This is a genomic window from Streptomyces bohaiensis (assembly GCF_012033785.1).
GTDB classification, from domain to species: Bacteria; Actinomycetota; Actinomycetes; order Streptomycetales; family Streptomycetaceae; genus Streptomyces; species Streptomyces bohaiensis.
In genome coordinates this window covers 1-14,658 of sequence record NZ_JAAVJC010000112.1, presented here as the reverse complement: position 1 = coordinate 14,658, position 14,658 = coordinate 1, and the positions used below count along the sequence as shown (strand labels likewise).

The 14,658-nt window shown below is 76.9% G+C and carries 13 protein-coding genes; 6 read left to right on the top strand and 7 right to left on the bottom strand.

What is annotated here, in order from left to right:
- The coding region (locus HCN52_RS13975; RefSeq protein WP_209314517.1) for a CoA transferase at positions 1-884 on the top strand (884 nt) is incomplete at its 5' end.
- A gap of 120 nt (positions 885-1,004) precedes the next feature.
- Positions 1,005-1,655 (top strand): hypothetical protein, encoded by a 651-nt coding sequence (locus HCN52_RS13970; protein ID WP_168088764.1) that lies wholly within the window; start codon positions 1,005-1,007, stop codon positions 1,653-1,655.
- Here HCN52_RS13970 and HCN52_RS13965 read toward each other — a convergent pair.
- From HCN52_RS13965 to HCN52_RS13935, 7 genes are all read right to left on the bottom strand, one after another.
- On the bottom strand, positions 1,586-3,247 hold the full coding sequence (locus tag HCN52_RS13965) for a class I adenylate-forming enzyme family protein (RefSeq protein WP_168088763.1): 1,662 nt from the start codon (positions 3,245-3,247) through the stop codon (positions 1,586-1,588). The genes HCN52_RS13970 and HCN52_RS13965 overlap by 70 nt on opposite strands.
- A 27-nt stretch (positions 3,248-3,274) precedes the next feature.
- Positions 3,275-4,030, bottom strand: a complete 756-nt coding sequence (locus tag HCN52_RS13960; RefSeq protein ID WP_168088762.1) for a DNA alkylation repair protein — start codon at positions 4,028-4,030, stop codon at positions 3,275-3,277.
- 22 nt (positions 4,031-4,052) lie between these two features.
- Positions 4,053-4,691, bottom strand: a complete 639-nt coding sequence (locus HCN52_RS13955; RefSeq protein WP_312876691.1) for an NADPH-dependent FMN reductase — start codon at positions 4,689-4,691, stop codon at positions 4,053-4,055.
- 34 nt (positions 4,692-4,725) lie between these two features.
- Positions 4,726-5,346, bottom strand: a complete 621-nt coding sequence (locus HCN52_RS13950) for a hypothetical protein (protein WP_168088761.1) — start codon at positions 5,344-5,346, stop codon at positions 4,726-4,728.
- Positions 5,346-6,392 (bottom strand): TatD family hydrolase, encoded by a 1,047-nt coding sequence (locus tag HCN52_RS13945; RefSeq protein WP_168088760.1) that lies wholly within the window; start codon positions 6,390-6,392, stop codon positions 5,346-5,348. The genes HCN52_RS13950 and HCN52_RS13945 overlap by 1 nt, the downstream gene beginning before the upstream one ends.
- Positions 6,376-7,209: a sugar phosphate isomerase/epimerase family protein gene (locus HCN52_RS13940; protein WP_168088759.1), complete on the bottom strand. Its 834-nt coding sequence runs from the start codon at positions 7,207-7,209 to the stop codon at positions 6,376-6,378. Before HCN52_RS13940 ends, HCN52_RS13945 begins: the two co-directional genes overlap by 17 nt.
- A gap of 103 nt (positions 7,210-7,312) precedes the next feature.
- Positions 7,313-8,611 carry a TrpB-like pyridoxal phosphate-dependent enzyme gene (locus HCN52_RS13935; protein ID WP_168088758.1) on the bottom strand — a complete coding sequence of 433 codons (1,299 nt, stop codon included), beginning with the start codon at positions 8,609-8,611 and terminating at the stop codon, positions 7,313-7,315.
- Positions 8,612-8,902: 291 nt separating this feature from the next.
- Here HCN52_RS13935 and HCN52_RS13930 point away from each other — a divergent pair, with 291 nt between their 5' ends.
- Genes HCN52_RS13930 through HCN52_RS13915 form a run of 4 tightly spaced genes read left to right on the top strand, consistent with a single transcriptional unit; the run spans position 8,903 to position 14,542 of the window.
- Positions 8,903-11,014, top strand: coding sequence for a molybdopterin-containing oxidoreductase family protein (locus HCN52_RS13930; protein ID WP_168088757.1), 2,112 nt, complete (start codon positions 8,903-8,905; stop codon positions 11,012-11,014).
- A complete protein-coding gene (locus HCN52_RS13925; RefSeq protein ID WP_312876690.1) occupies positions 11,011-12,219 on the top strand; it encodes an aminotransferase class V-fold PLP-dependent enzyme in 1,209 nt (402 codons plus the stop codon). Before HCN52_RS13930 ends, HCN52_RS13925 begins: the two co-directional genes overlap by 4 nt.
- The gene (locus tag HCN52_RS13920) at positions 12,216-13,328 is read left to right on the top strand and encodes an alcohol dehydrogenase catalytic domain-containing protein (RefSeq protein WP_168088755.1); all 1,113 of its coding nucleotides are present in this window, start codon (positions 12,216-12,218) and stop codon (positions 13,326-13,328) included. Before HCN52_RS13925 ends, HCN52_RS13920 begins: the two co-directional genes overlap by 4 nt.
- Entirely contained in the window at positions 13,325-14,542 is a 1,218-nt protein-coding gene (locus HCN52_RS13915) for a phenylacetate--CoA ligase family protein (protein WP_168088754.1), read from the top strand. The genes HCN52_RS13920 and HCN52_RS13915 overlap by 4 nt, the downstream gene beginning before the upstream one ends.
- Positions 14,543-14,658 lie beyond the last annotated feature (116 nt).

Sequence of the window (14,658 nt, the reverse complement as noted above, 5' to 3'; positions counted from 1 at the left end):
GCCGGTCGCCGGGGGCCGCGCCCGAGCCGCTGGCCGGAGTGGTGGTGCTGGAGGTGGGCCGGCGGATCCAGGGGCCGCTCGCCGCCCACCTGCTGCGGCTGCTGGGCGCGGACGTGGTCCGGGTCGAGCCGCCCGGCGGCGACCCGATGCGGGGCGCGCCGCCGCTGTGCGGGGAGGGCTCCGCGGTCTGGCTGGCGTTCAACCACGGCAAGCGCGCCGTCGAGCTGGACCTCAAACAGGCCCACGGCCAGCGGCAGTTGGCCGAGCTGGTCCGCGACGCCGACGTACTGCTCCACAACTGGGCGCCGGCGACGGCGCTGCGGCTCGGGCTCGACAGCGCCGCCGTCCACCGGGTCAACCCCGCCCTGGTGCACGCGCACACCTCCGGCTGGTCGGACGCCGTCCCCGACCCGCCGCTGGCCACCGACTACATGGTCCAGGCGCACTCCGGCCTCGCCGACGCGCTGCGCGCCGATCCGGCCGAGCCGCCCCGGCCGACGCTGCTCACCCCGCTGGACTCGCTCGGCGGGATGCTCGGCGCGCAGGCGGTCGTCGCGGGGCTGCTGCACCGCGACCGCACGGGGCGTGGCAGCGCGGTGGAGACCTCGCTGCTGGCGGCGGCGCGACTGCTGCTGGAGCCGCTCACCCGCCGGGGCTCGCCGCCCCGTCCCGTGCGCCGGGACCCGGTCCGCGACGGCGGGGGCCGCTGGACGACGGCCCCGTGCGACGCGCCGGGCGGCCCCGGCGCCGTCCCGGTGACCACCTCGCTGCGGCGGTCTGACCTGCCCGCGGCGCTCGCCGCCGTCACCACCACCAGCGCCGACGGGTGCGTCCTGCCGCCGCGCCCGTGGGCGACCGCGGCCGGCCGGTCGGACCGCCGCTGACCCCGCCGCCGGCAGCCGCGGCGACGAGGCGGTGCCCGCACGGCAGCCGACGGACCGACCGATCGACCGATCGACCGATCGACGAGCTCACCACCGCACGGCCACGACGAGGGGGCAGCCATGCCGACCATCGACGACCACTGGGAGATCGTGCCGGCCCGGCCCACGCCGGTGCTGTGTCTGCGCCACACCGGCTGCGGCGCCGGCTGGTTGGACACCTGGCGCCGACTGACCGCGCTGCTGTTCGAGTGCGGCCTGGCGGGGCCGCGCACCCGCGCCGTCGGAGTCGTCTACGACCTCCACGACCGGCGCCCCGCCGACGCGGTGCGCTACGACGCCTGCCTGAGCGTCGATCACGGGAGCCTGGACGACGGCACCGTCTGGCGCGGGCTCAACCGGGTCAGCGGACTGCGCTACGAGGTGATCATGAGCGAGGGGCCGCTGGCACGGGCCGCCGGCGGCCACGCGCGCCGCCTCGCCGACATGGCGGTGACCGGCGCCGTGGTGACCGGCACCGCTGCGGTCGGCACCGCGAGCGGGCGGCCGCGCCGCGGCCCCGGGGCCGCCCCGCTCTACGAGGTCTACCCGTGCAGCCCGGTCTTCCTCGCCGGCGAGGTGCCGGTCGTCGAGTGGTTCCGGACCGTCCGTTCCGCGACGGACCCCGCGAGCGCCACCGCGCCGGGGGTGCGCGGCCCGGCCGGTCAGCAGTCGCCCGGCGGTGCGGCGAGCCCGCGCAACCGACGCCGGTCGACCTTGCCGGTCGGGGTGTAGGGCAGCGCGTCCAGCAGCAGCAGCCGCTCCGGGAGCTTCCGGTCCTCCAGCGCCAGCCGCCGCAGCCCCGCAACGATGCCGTCGAGCGTCGGCGCAGCCCCCGGAGCGGGGACGACGCAGGCGCACAGCCGCTCCCCCATCACCTCGTCGGGTACGCCCACGCACGCCGCGTCCCGCACCTCGGGCAGCCCGAGGAGCAGTTCCTCGACCTCCAGCGGGCTGATGTTGGCGCCGCCGCGGAGCACGATCTCGCGGCGCCGGTCGACGACGGTCAGGCGGCCCTCTGCGTCCAGCATCCCGAGGTCGTCGGTGCGGACCCACCCGCCGGGCGCGCGGTAGCGGGAGTTGAGCTCCGCCGCCCCGACGTAGCAGAGCGGGGTGAACGGGCCGCGGGCGATGATCTCGCCGACCCGGCCCGGTCCGACGTCGGCCAACGCCTCGTCCACCACCCGGATGTCGACGACCGCCGGGTTCGGCCGGCCGGTGCGCCGCGGCGTCGCGGCGTCGTCGGGGGGAGGGCCGCCCGACGCCCCGCCGCTGTCCGCCATGGCGCAGTGCACCCCGTCCGAGGAGCCGTAGGTGCTGACCACCGGACAGCCGAAGAGCGCCGAGGCCCGGTGTGCGGTGCGCTCGTCCAGCTTGGCACCGCCGGCGACCACCACCCGCACCGACGCGGTGTCCGCGGTGGCGGCGGCCGGGTGCCGTGCCAGCAGCCGCAGCACGGTGGGGACCCCGAAGAGGTGGCTCGGGCGGTGCCGCTCGACCAGCCGCAGCGCGCCGGCGGCGTCGAAGCCCGGCTGGAGCACCAGGGTGCCGCCGTGCATCACCAGGGTGCCGACCGTGGCGTTGCTGCCGAACGCGGCGGCGAGCGGCACCAGCCACAGACTGCGGGGCCGCTCCCCGGGGGCGAGCACCTCACCGACGACCGCGCCGAGGCCGGTCGCCAGCGCGTTGTGGGAGAACGCCACCATCTTGGGCGCGGCCTCGCTCCCGGACGAGACCATGATCCGCGCGGGCCCGTCGGGGTCGGGCCGGAGCGACCCCGACCACGGCGCCGACCGCAGCAGGGCGGCGAGGTGCGGGGTGCGGTCGGTGGGCGCCGCACAGACCACGGTGCGCAACTCCGGAAGCTCGCGGACCAGTTCCAGCGCGGGTGTCAGGTAGTCGTGGCCGCGGTGCTCACCGGGGACGACCACGCACACCGCGCGTGCCGCGGCGAGCAGCGCGGCCGCCTCCCGGCCGCCGCGCCCCGGCGGGAACGGCAGCAGCACCGCCCCCAGCGCGGCGACCGCCAACTCCACCACGCAGGTCAGCCGGCTGTTCGGCAGCTGCACCCCGACCACCTCGCCCGGGCCGACGCCCACGTCGGCGAGACCGCCGGCGAGTCGCAGCGCCGCGGCGCGGAGGTCACGGAAGGAGACGGAGCCCTCGGCGTCCACCACGGCGGTGGTGGCGCCGAGCCGCTCCGCCTGTGCCTCGAACAGCGTGAACAGGTCGAGGTCGCGGTAGAGGCCCCGCGCGGCCCACCCGCGGCGTACCCGGCGCGGGACGAGGTCGGTGAAGAGCGACGGCGGCTGGTCGATGGTGGTCATGGGCCCCTCGTCGATCGCGTGCGGTGGTCAGCGCACCCCCGGCCCACCGCCGCGGTGGGCGGCGGTCACGGACGCGCTGCGGGCCTCGCCCAGGTAGCGGACGGCCTCCCGGACGGTGACGCCGGAGGCGCGGCCGGCGCGCGGGAGCAGCCAGTCGTGCACCTCGGCGGGGTGTCGCCTCCCGGTCTGCCGCAGCACCCAGCCCAACGCCTTGCGGACGAAGAACCGGGGGTCGGCGAGGAGCGGGTCGGCGAGGTCGGTGAAGACGGGCCAGTGGCGGCGGAACCCGGTCTCGTCGTGGAGCGGGAGCAGGAAGGCCAGCACGCCCGAGCGGCGGATCCACTGCTCCTCCTCGGCCGCCCACCCCCGGTACACGTCGACCACCGTCGGTTCACGCAGCAGCAGCCGCCCGGCGACGGACCCGGCCACCAGGTCGACCAGGGCCCAGGTCCGGCTGTCGCGCAGCAACTCCTCCAGCAGCGCGGTGTCCTCGGCGAGCAGCACGGTGACCTGCCGTTCCAGCAGCACCGATGCGGCGATGCGGCGCTCGTGCACCTCGGGCCGCCACAGCTCGCGGGCGGCGGCCACCAGGGCGGGGCGGGGGAGCGGCCCGTGGGAGCGGAGGGCGTCGGCGACCAGCGCCCGGATCACCGGCAGCCGCACGCCGTAGTGCGTCAGGTCGCTCTTGAGGTACCGCTTGGCGCCCGCCGCGGTCTCCGGGTCCCCCGCGGCCCGCAACCCCGAGGCCACCTGCGCCACCAGCCGCGTCGTCGCGTCGTCCATGAGCCGGTCCCTTCCGTCGCCGTCACGCGTCGCGCCCACCCTGCGCGGCGGGAGCGGCGTCCGGCAAGGCCCGTTCGGGCGCCGGCCCGTGTGCCGCGGGGGGCAGGACCAGGGCGCGTGTCGCCCGGACGAGGGAATCGGCGAGCGCCGTGAGCCGCGCCGTCACCTCCGGGTCGTGGAACCGGCCGCCGGTGTGGGCGGCGCGCCCCTGGGGGACGGCGACCTGGTCGGGCAGCATCCAGCCGTGCAGCCAGCGCACCGAGGTGCGCAGCTGGTTGAGCGCGTTGCTGTTGGACCGGCCGCCCAGGGCGCTGATGCCGCCGAACACCCGGCCGGAGGTGTGGGGGAAGTCCAGCAGGTCCAGCGCGTTCTTGAGCGCGCCGCTCATCCCGCCGTGGTACTCCGGGGTGGCGAGGACGACGCCGTGCGCCCGGGTCACCGCGCCCCGCAGCTCGGCGACGGCCGGATAGCCGGGCCAGGCGGCGGCCTTGTCGCCGTCGCAGAACGGCAGTCGGACCTCCGCCAGGCGGAACACGCGGGTGCGGCAGCCGAGTTCCGCGGCCCGGGCGAGCACCAGGTCCAGCGCCGCCCCGCTGGTCGAGTCCTTGCGCGCGCTGGCCGCGATGCCCAGGATCTCCAACTCCCGCTGCACGGGCGTCACCCCTCCCCGCGCGGGGCCGGGGCCCGGCGGCCGGTCACCGCTGCGCCGCCGGCGCCGGGTCCCCGGCGTGCACGATCTCCAGGACCAGCTCGCTGCGGGTGTTGAGCAGGTGCCCGTAGGTGTGGCCGAGCTCGTCGGCCGGGGCGAACGCGATCTGCTCCACGCCGGGGCGCGCGCCGAGGAAGTCCAGCACCGCGCGGACCTGGCGGGGCCCGGCGACCGACAGCCCGTGGTGCGACATCAGCGCGTTCTTGCGGCGCGCGCCGTAGCCGCTCCACTCGCCGTGGGCGCGGCAGCTGAACAGCTCGTACTCGTGGCCGTGCACGGTCAGGTTGATCCAGTGACCGGGGGTGCCGTAGCGCCGGGGCGCGATGTGGGAGGGGCCGGTGCGGACGTCGCGGACGGCGCCGTGGGACTCCACCGAGGCCAGCCAGGCGTCGAAGTCCTCCTCCCGCAGGTAGTCGCCGGTGTAGGCGGCGACGTGGTGGACGTCCGCCACGCCGAGGGTGGCCGGGTCGGCGGGCGCGTCGAGGAAATCGGCCAGTACCTCGGCGGGGGCGGCGGACCGTGCCCGGGTGAGGTGGTCGAGGAGCCGGTCGAGGTGGTCGGGGTGCTCGTCCGGGGGCGGGAGCACCGCCGGGGCGTCGAAGAGCATCAGGTCCTCACTCCTGCCGTGCGGTGGACGGGGGCGGGGTCGGACACGTGCCGGTCGGGGTCGGACGTGTCCCTGCGCTGTTCCTGGTCGGGACCGGGACCGGGACCGGGACCGGTCCCGGGTCCGGGACCCGGACCGGGGCCGCGGGGGCGGGCCGCGCCCGGTGGGTCGGGCGCGGCACCGGGCACGGCGCCCGGCGGCAGCCGGAAGAACGCGGCGGCGTTCTCCCGGGCGATCCGGGCCAGCACCGGCGGTGCCACCCCGGCCAGCCGGAGCCGCAGCACCGTGCGGGCCAGCGCCAGCGGGTCGGCCGAACCGAAGTGGGCACCGGAGTTCAGCATCAGCCGGTCCGGCCCGTAGTCCGCCAGCAGGGCCAGCAGCTGCCGGTGGTCGGTCTTGGACCGCACCTGGAAGAGCCGGTCGCCGACGGGGGAGACCGCGACCCCGAGCCCGCCCACCCCGAGCGCCGCGGCGACGGGCAGCATGTGCGGCGCCACGTCCATCAGCGCCACCCGCGCCGGGTCCACGGCCCCCGCGGCGAACGCGCGCCGCAGGACCGCCACCATCCGGTCGAAGTCGCCCGTGCTAGGCGGCAGTTCGACCATCACCGGCAGGTCGTGCGCCGCCGCCAGGGCCAGTTGCCGGTGGAACAGCGTCACCTCGTCGTCGGTGAACCGCCGGATCGACAACTCGCCCACCGCCAGCACCCGGGGGTCGGCCAGCCGCGCGGCGAGCCGGTCCACGCCCGCCAACGCGCCCGGCAGGTCCGCCATGTCGGCGGCGTGCACCGACAGCGCGACCCAGGCCCGCACGCCGAAGTGCGCCGCCCGCCGGGTCTCGGTCGCCAGCAGCCGCTCGAACCGGGCGTCGTGCGAGGCGCCGCAGGGCCGCAGCTCGTTCGAGGCCGAGCAGGGGACGAGCACCGTGTCCACCCCGCTGAGCGCCATCAGCTCGTAGTCGTCGGCGTTCCGGCCGTCGGCGTGGACGTGGTGGTCGAAGAGGCGCGGCGCCGCCTGGTCCGCCGGGTCCTCAGCCGGCGGCGGCATCGTACTGCTCCCGCAGGTGCGCGATGCTGCGTTTCAGCGCGCCGTCGAAGTCGTCCGAGTGGTTGTACAACTCGACGCTGTAGTAGCCGTCGTACCCCTGCTCCCGGCAGATCCGGAAGAAGGCCGCGAAGTCGATGTCGCCGTCCCCGGGGATCTCGTGGTGGTGGTGCCGCCCCTTGATGTCCTCCAGCTGGATCACCGAGGTGGCGCGCAGCGCCCGCGCCACCGACCCCAGGTAGTCCTCCTCCACCACCCGGCAGTGGCCGAGGTCCTGCGCCACGGTCAGCGAGGGGTGCCCCGACGCGTCCACCAGCGCAAGCGCCTGGTCGTTGGTCTCCACGAAGAATCCCGGCTCCGGCTCCATCGCCAACCGCACCGTGCCGGCGCGCTCCAGCAGCCGGGCCAGGCCTTCCCGCAGTCGCCGCGCGGCGTCCGCGTCGGCGGTGTCGCCCCGCCGCGGACCGCTGGCGAAGTTGACCACCGGCACGCCCAGCCAGGAGGCGATCTCCACGGCGCGGCCGATCAGTTCCACCCGGCGTTCGCGCCCCTCGGCCGACGGGTGGATCAGCGAGGGCTCGAAACGCTCCGCGCCGAGCAGGGTGTCGGCACCGGCCGCCAGGCAGCAGGCGGTGATCGCGTGGCGGTCCAGCACCGCCGCCAGCCGGTCGGCGTCGGCGGGGCGGAAGGTGAAGGGGTCGATGTGCGCCGGATGCAGCGAGAACTCGATCGCCTGGTAGCCGGCGTCCGCGACGGCGCGCACCGCGTCCTCGACGGGGACGCTCCGCAGCCCGTTGGAGTTGTAGCTCAGCTTCAGCACGGTGGTTCCTTCCTGGCGGCCGTGGCGGGCCGCCGGTCGCAGTCGGTTCGGCAGGATCCTTCCCACCGGCGCCCGCCGCTCCCGCGGGCGTCGGCGGGGTGCCTCAGCCGCGCTCGGGCGGGAAGGCGTCAAGGTACCCCTCGACGTCGAGCAGGCCGTGGCCGCTGACACACGCCACGATCACCGCGGGCCGCCGCGCGGCGGCCGCCTCCTCGATCGCCGCGCGCAGCGCGTGGCAGGATTCCGGCGCCGGGAGGAAACCCTCCAGCCGCAGCACCAGCCGGCCGGTCTCGAAGATCTCCCGCTCCTCGTAGGCGACCGCCTCCAGCCAGCCGGCCGCCCGCAGCACCCCGACCGCGGTCGAGCCGCTGTGCTGCCGCAGGCCGCCCACGTGCGTCTCCGGCAGTTCGGCGTCCAGACCGAGGGTGTAGGACTTCGACAGCGGTGTCAGCCGACCGGGATCGGCGTGGTCGTACCGCCAGGTCCCCCGGGTGAGCCGCGGCGCGGCCGCCGACTCGGCCCCGATGAGCCGCAGCCCGGCCCCCCGCGCTCGTTTGCGCTCCAGGAAGGGCGCCATGAGCCCCATGAGGTTGCTGCCGCCGCCGACCGCCGCCACCAGGACGTCCGGCTCCTCGCCGAGCGCGGCGAGCTGCTCCCTGGTCTCCAGCCCGATGACGCTCTGGTGGATCAGCACGTGCGGCAGGTTGCTGCCCGAGACGTACCGGACCTCGGGGTGCTCCGACGCGTAGGAGATCGCTTCGCCGATCGCCGTGCCCAGCGTGCCCGCCGTGTGCCGTCCGGAGGCCCGGACCGCGCGCCCCGCGGCGGTCACCGCGCTCGGCGACTCGTGCACGGTCGCGCCCAGCATCGACAGCACCGCGCGCCGTGCCGTCTTCTGCCGGGCGGAGACCCCTGACCAGAACACGATGCTCCGCAGCCCGTAGAGGCGCGCGGCGTACTGGAGCGCGTGCCCCCACTGCCCGGCGCCGGTCTCGGTGACCAGCGTCCCCACCCCCTCCTGGGAGGCGAAGTAGGCCTGAGCCATGGCTGAGTTGAGTTTGAAGCTTCCGGTGGGGAGGGTGTCCTCCCGCTTGAGGTAGATGCGGGCCGGCGTCCCCAGGTGCCGCTCCAGACCGCGGGCCCGCGTCAGCCGTGTCGGCCTGCCCATCTCCGCGTAGCGGCTGCGGACCTCCTCGGGCACCGGCAGCAGCGCCTCCCGCGAGCGTTCCTGCTCCCGGATCGCCCGCAGCCTGACCCGGGCGGCCAGTTCCAGCGCGGCCACGCCCTCCGGGTCGCGCGGCGGCGGCATCTCCTCGGGCAGCAGCCGCCGGAAGTTGAGCCACGCCGCGGGCACGGGCGCCGCCCCGGGTGGCTGCGGGCTGAGGGTCTCGTCGATCGACACGCGTGCGGCCTCGTCTCGCTCGCAGGAGTGACGGGCCCCGCCGGGCCCGGACGGCTGCGCACCGTCCCGGGGCCGCCGAGGGCCCGGGCCGGCCCGCTCCGCCAGCGTCGGCAGTCGGCCGGCGAACCGGAAGCCCCGGCCCGGTTCGTGGCGAGGGAGGTCAACACCCGCCGGGCCGCGCCCGGCCGTCGTTGATCCACGCGGTGCCGCGGCCGCCGGCGCCGCCCGCGCCCCGCCGCCCCGTGCTCAGCTGGGCCGTCGGGTGCAGTCGAGGGAGGGACGGCGACCGAGATGACCATGCGTGAGGTGCCCACCGTCTGCCGCATGTGCCACGGCGGCTGCGGTGCGCTGGTGACCGTCGACGGCGACCGCGCCGTCTCCGTCACCGGCCACCCGGGCAACCCCAACAACGCCGGTTTCCTGTGCGCCAAGGGCCGCGCGTCCGTCGAGTACACCTACCACCCCGACCGGCTGCGGGAGCCGCTGCGCCGCACCGGCCCGCGCGGCAGCGGCCGGTACCGGCCGATCGGCTGGGACGAGGCGCTCGACGAGGTCGCGGAGCGGCTCGCCGCGGCGCGCGACCGGGACGGCGCCCGTTCCGTCGTCCTCGCCCAGGGCACCGACCGCAACTACCAGGAGTGGCTCTTCCGGTTCGCCAACGCGCTGGGCACGCCCAACGTGCTCGGCCCGGCGCACGTGTGCTTCTACCCGCGGGTGATGGCGGGGATCCTCACCCTCGGCGGCTTCACCTTCTGCGACTACGAGAACGACCCGGAGGTCGTGCTGGTCTGGGGCAGCAACAAGGCCGCCACCCACGGCGACGGCGTCATCGGCACCCGGCTGCTCTCCGCCGTCTCCCGCGGCACCCGGCTCATCGTGGTCGACCCCCATCGCACGTCGCTGGCCGCCCGCGCCGACATCTGGCTGCCGCTGCTCCCGGGCACCGACGCCGCCCTCGGCCTCGGCCTGCTCCACGTCGTCCTCGGCGAGGGGCTGATCGACCGCGAGTTCGTCGAGCACCACACCGTCGGCCACGAGCAGCTCGCCGAGCACATCCGCCGCTGGGACCCCGAACGGGTCGCCGCCATCACCGGGGTCGACGCCGACCTGATCGTCCGAGCCGCCCGCCGCTACGCCGGTGCCGCCGGTGCCGCGATCGAACTCGGCACCGGCACCGCGCAGCACGCCGGGTCCTTCGACACCGCCCGGTGCGCCGTGCTCCTCTCCGCGGTCTGCGGCAACATCGACCGGCCCGGCGGCGACGTGCTGTGGGACCCGCAGGAGATCATCGGACGCCGCACCCTGCCGATGACCGAGGCGCTGCCGGCCCACCGCGCCGCCGAGCGCCTGGGCGGGCAGCGGCATCGGGTGCTGTCGATGTCGGGTTGGGCCCACCCCGCCGCCGTCTGGGGCGCCGTGCTGGAGCACGACCCCTACCCGGTGCGGACCATGGCCGTGTTCGGCAGCAACCTCCTGGTCGCCTACCCGGACTCCGACCGCGTCCACCGGGCGCTGGCCGCCCTGGACTTCCTCTGCGTCGCCGACCTCTTCCTCACCCCGACCGCCGCGATGGCGGACATCGTGCTGCCGGTCGGGGGCTGGCTGGAGCGCGACCAGATCGTGGAGCACGCCAACTACGTCGCCGCCCGCCGCGCGGTGACCTCGGTCGGTGACGCCCGCTCCGACGAGGAGATCCTCAACGGGCTCGCCGCCCGGCTGGGGCTGCCCGGGTTCTGGGAGAGCGCCCGCGCCGCGCTCGACGCCCGGCTCGCGCCCGCCGGCACCACCTGGCGCGAGCTGGCCGACGGCTACTACCGGCCCACCGAACTGCGGCACTTCAAGTACCGGCAACGCGGGTTCGCCACCCCCACCGGGCGGGTGGCGCTCCACCACGAGGGACTGCGGCGCATGGGCCACGACCCGCTGCCGGTGCACCGCCCGGCCCCCCGCGGGCCGAGCGGGGGCGAGTACCTGCTGACCAGCCGCCACTCCCGGTTCTACTTCAACTCCGAGTTCCGCAACGTCCCCTCGCTGCGGGCCCGGGAGCCCGACCCTCTGGTGGAGATGCACCCGGGCACCGCCGCGGCCCAGGGGATCGCCGACGGCGACTGGACCCTGCTGGAGGCCCGCGGCAGCCAGGCGCTGTTCCGGGCCCGCGTCACCGACGCCGTGCTGCCCGGGGTGCTGTGCGCCGGCGCCTCCTGGTGGTTCCCCGAACTGCCGCCCGACCGCTCCTGGCGCGTCTCCAACGTCAACCGGCTGCTGCGCGACGGCGACGAGAACCCCGCGATGGGCTCCTCCCACCAACGCGGCGTCCCCTGCACCGTCCGCCCCGCCCCCGCCGGGCTGGTGGACGCGTGCCTGCGGAGCGAGGCCACCGCATGGGCCGGGGAGCTGAGGTGACCGCCGGGCGGGACACCGCGCGGGGCGAGGAGGAGGCGTTCCACCGCGCCTGGCGGGAGGGGCTGCCCACGGAGCGGGTCCTCGACGAGATCCGGGAACTGCGCGCCGGCGACCACGACTACGCCGACGGCACCGTCTTCAACTCCATCTGCTCCGAACCGCTGGACCCCGCACGGCAGGTCTTCGCGGAGCACCTCGCCGCCAACATGGGCGACCACCGCATCTTCCCCAGCCTGCCCCGCGCGACCGCGCTGGTCACCCGCATGCTGGGCGACCTGCTGGGCGCGCCGGACGCCGGCGGCGTCCCCACCTCCGGCGCGACCGAGGCGAACCTGCTCGCCGTGCTGGCGGCGGTCCGCCACCACACCGGCACCGGCCGGCCCCGCGTCCTCCTCGCCCGCAACGCGCACTTCTCGTTCGAGAAGATCGTCTCCCTGCTGCCGGTGGAACCGGTCTGGGTACCCCTCGACGACGGCTTCCGCGCCGATCCCGCCGCCTACCGCGCGGCGCTGGACACCCGCCCCGCGCTCGCCGTCCTCACCACCGGCACCAGCGAGTGCGGCGCCGTCGACGCCGTCGACACCCTCGCCCCGCACGCCGCCGCCCTCGGCGTGCCCGTCCACCTCGACGCCGCCACCGGCGGCTTCCTGGTCCCGTTCGCCCGGGAGCTGGGCCACCCGCTGCCCAGCACGTCCCTCACCACCGCCGGGGTGGTGTCCGTCTCCGTCGACCCGCACAAGTACGGCGGAGCGCCGATCCCCTCCGGCCACCTGCTGGTGCGCGACCCCGCCTGGCTGGACCCGCTGCGCTCGGCCTCCCACTACCGAGGCGCCGCCGACCACTTCGGCCTGCTCGGCACCCGCTCCGGGGCCGCGCTGCTCGCCACCTACGCGGTGCTGCGGAGGCAGGGCCGCGCCGGGTACCGCGCCGACGCGGCGGAGGTGTTCCGGCTGCGGGAGCTGACGGTGGAGCTGCTGGCGCGCGCCGGGCTGCGGACCGCCTTCCCACCGGAGCTCATGGTCGTCGGCGTGGCCTGCCCGGACCCCGAGGCCGTCCAGGCGGCGATGGAGCGCCGCGGCTTCGTCGTCTCCGTCTCCCGCCGGTTCGGCTTCGTCCGCCTCGTTCTCCACCTGCACCAGACCGACCGCCAGCTGGTCCGGCTCGTCGACCGGCTCGCCGACGCGATCAGGGAGGTGGCACCGTGACCGACCTGGTCGTCACGGCGCCGGGACGGCTCGACGTCCGCCCCGCGGCCCCCGCCCGCCCGAACGGGCCCGACGAGGTCGTCGTCGAGGTGGACCGCGTCACCCTCTGCGGCAGCGACTACGGCCTCTTCCACGGCACCTACGGCGGCCCCAGTCGCTACCCGCTGCGCTTCGGTCACGAGTGGTCCGGCCGCGTCGTCGCCGCCGGACGCCACGCCCGGCCGCTGCTGGGCCGGGCGGTCACCGGCGACTGCTCCCGCTGGTGCGGCGCCTGCCGCCAGTGCCGCGAGGACCGCAACCGCTGCGAGCGGATCGAGAAGTTCGGGCTGACGGTGGACGGCTTCTCGGTGCGCCGGCGGACCGTGCACCGGCGCTACCTCTACCCGGACGACCACGGGCTGGCACCGGGGACCCTCGCCATGGCGGAGTTCTTCGCCGTCGTCCACCACGCGCTGCGGCCGGTCGCCGCCGCGGCCCGCGGCGCCGACGTCCTGGTGGTGGGCGCGGGCGCCCTGGGCCTGGCGGCGCAACTGCTGCTGGCGCGCGCCTTCGGCGCCGGCGGCGTCACCGTGATGGAACGCGACCCCGCCAAGCGACGCACCGTCGCCGGGCTGCTGGAACCGGTCACCGAGCTGGGCCCGCCGCCGGACCCCGACGACCTCGCGGCGGTCGACGGCTACCGGGCGATGGCGCGCCGGGCGCGCCACCCCCTGGTCGTGGAGTGCTCGGGCACCATCGAAGGGGTCAACTGCGCCCTGGCCCTGGCCGGCCTCGGGGCGACCGTCGTCTGGCTCGGGCTGCCCCGGCCCGGGACGCTCCGCCCCGACCTGGTGGTCGCCAAGGGGCTGACCGTCCGCGGCTCCATCGGCGGCACCGGGGACTTCCCCGCGGCGATGCGGTTCCTCGCCGACCACGAGGAGCGCGCCGCGGCGTTCGTCACCCACCGGCACCCGGCCGCCGCCGCGGCCCGGGCGCTCGCCGCCGGCCCCGCCGAACGCGCCGCCGCCGTCAAGGTGCAGCTCGACCTGACGACGGACGCCGGCGAAGCACCCGTCGCCGGGCCGCGGCGCCCCGGCGACGACCACCGCGACGCGGGCACGGCCCGATGACCACCGCCGGGCACACCGCCCGCGACCGCCTGCGGCAGCAGCTGACCCACGCCCGGGACCGGTCCCCGTACTACCGGCGGCTGCTGGGCGGGGGCAGCGGCCGGGGCACCGCCGCGGAGCTGACGGAGCTGCCGCTGACCACCGCCGCGGACGTGGCCGCCGCGGGACCGCTCGGGCTGACCGCCGTCGAGCCCGCCCGCATCGCCCGCTACGCCGAGTCCCGGGACCACCGGGGCCGCCCGCTGGGCGCCGCGGCCACCATGGGCGACCTCCGCCGCACCACCGCCGCCATGGCGGCGGCGCTCCGCCCCCACGTCGGCCCCGCCGACCTGGCCTTCGTCGCCGTTCCCTACGAGCTGTCCGGCGGCGCCCAGGACACCGACCGCGCGCTGACCGCGCTCGGCGCGGGGGTGGTCGGCGTCGGCGCGCTCTCCCCGGTCTGCCCGCCGGAACGCACCGCCGACCTGGTGGCGGCGCTCCGGCCCGGCGTGCTGGCCACCACCCCGGACCGCGCACTGGCCATCCACGCCCGGCTGGCCGACGCCGGAGCCGTCCCCCGTGCACTCGGACAGCGGATCCACCTCCACCTCGGCGGGGAGTGCGCCCCCGTCCGGGCGGCACGCACCGCGGAGCTCTGGGGCGCGGTGGCGATCCGGGCCTACGGCTCGACGCTCACCCCGGCCGCCGGGCTGCCCTGCGTCGCGGGCACCGCCCACCTCACCACCGCGCTCTACCACGCGGAGGTGATCGACCCCGACGGGAGCGACCCCGTGCCCGAGGGCGCCTGCGGTGAACTGGTCCTCACCACCCTCGCCGCCGAGGCGACACCGCTGCTGCGCTACCGCACCGGCGACCTGGTCCGGCTCACCCGCTGCGGCTGCGGCGACCCGCGCCCCGCGCTGGAGCAGCACGGCCGGGTCGAGGACCGGTGGCGCGGTGCGACCGGCCCCGCCCGCACCGCGGTCGCACTGGAACAGGCGGCGCTCGCGGTCCACGGCACCGGGCTCCACTGCGCCACCGGCTGGTCCGCCGGCCGGCCGACCGCGGTCCTCGACGAGGCCGACGCGGACACCCGCCGCGACGTGGCGCGGGCCCTGCACGCGCTCACCGGGGCCACCTGGCACGTCGCCGCCGCCGACCGCGGCGCCTTCCTCGCCGCAGCCGCCCGTGCGGGGCGCCGCCGACTGCGCCCCGGTGACCTGGAGGAGACATGACCGCGCCGCCCGACACGCCTGCCCCGCCCGCTCCGCCCGGGGACGACGGCGCCGCGCCGGCCCACCGCCCCACCGTCGGGGTCCTCGGCACCGGCCGCCTCGGCCGGGCCCTCGCG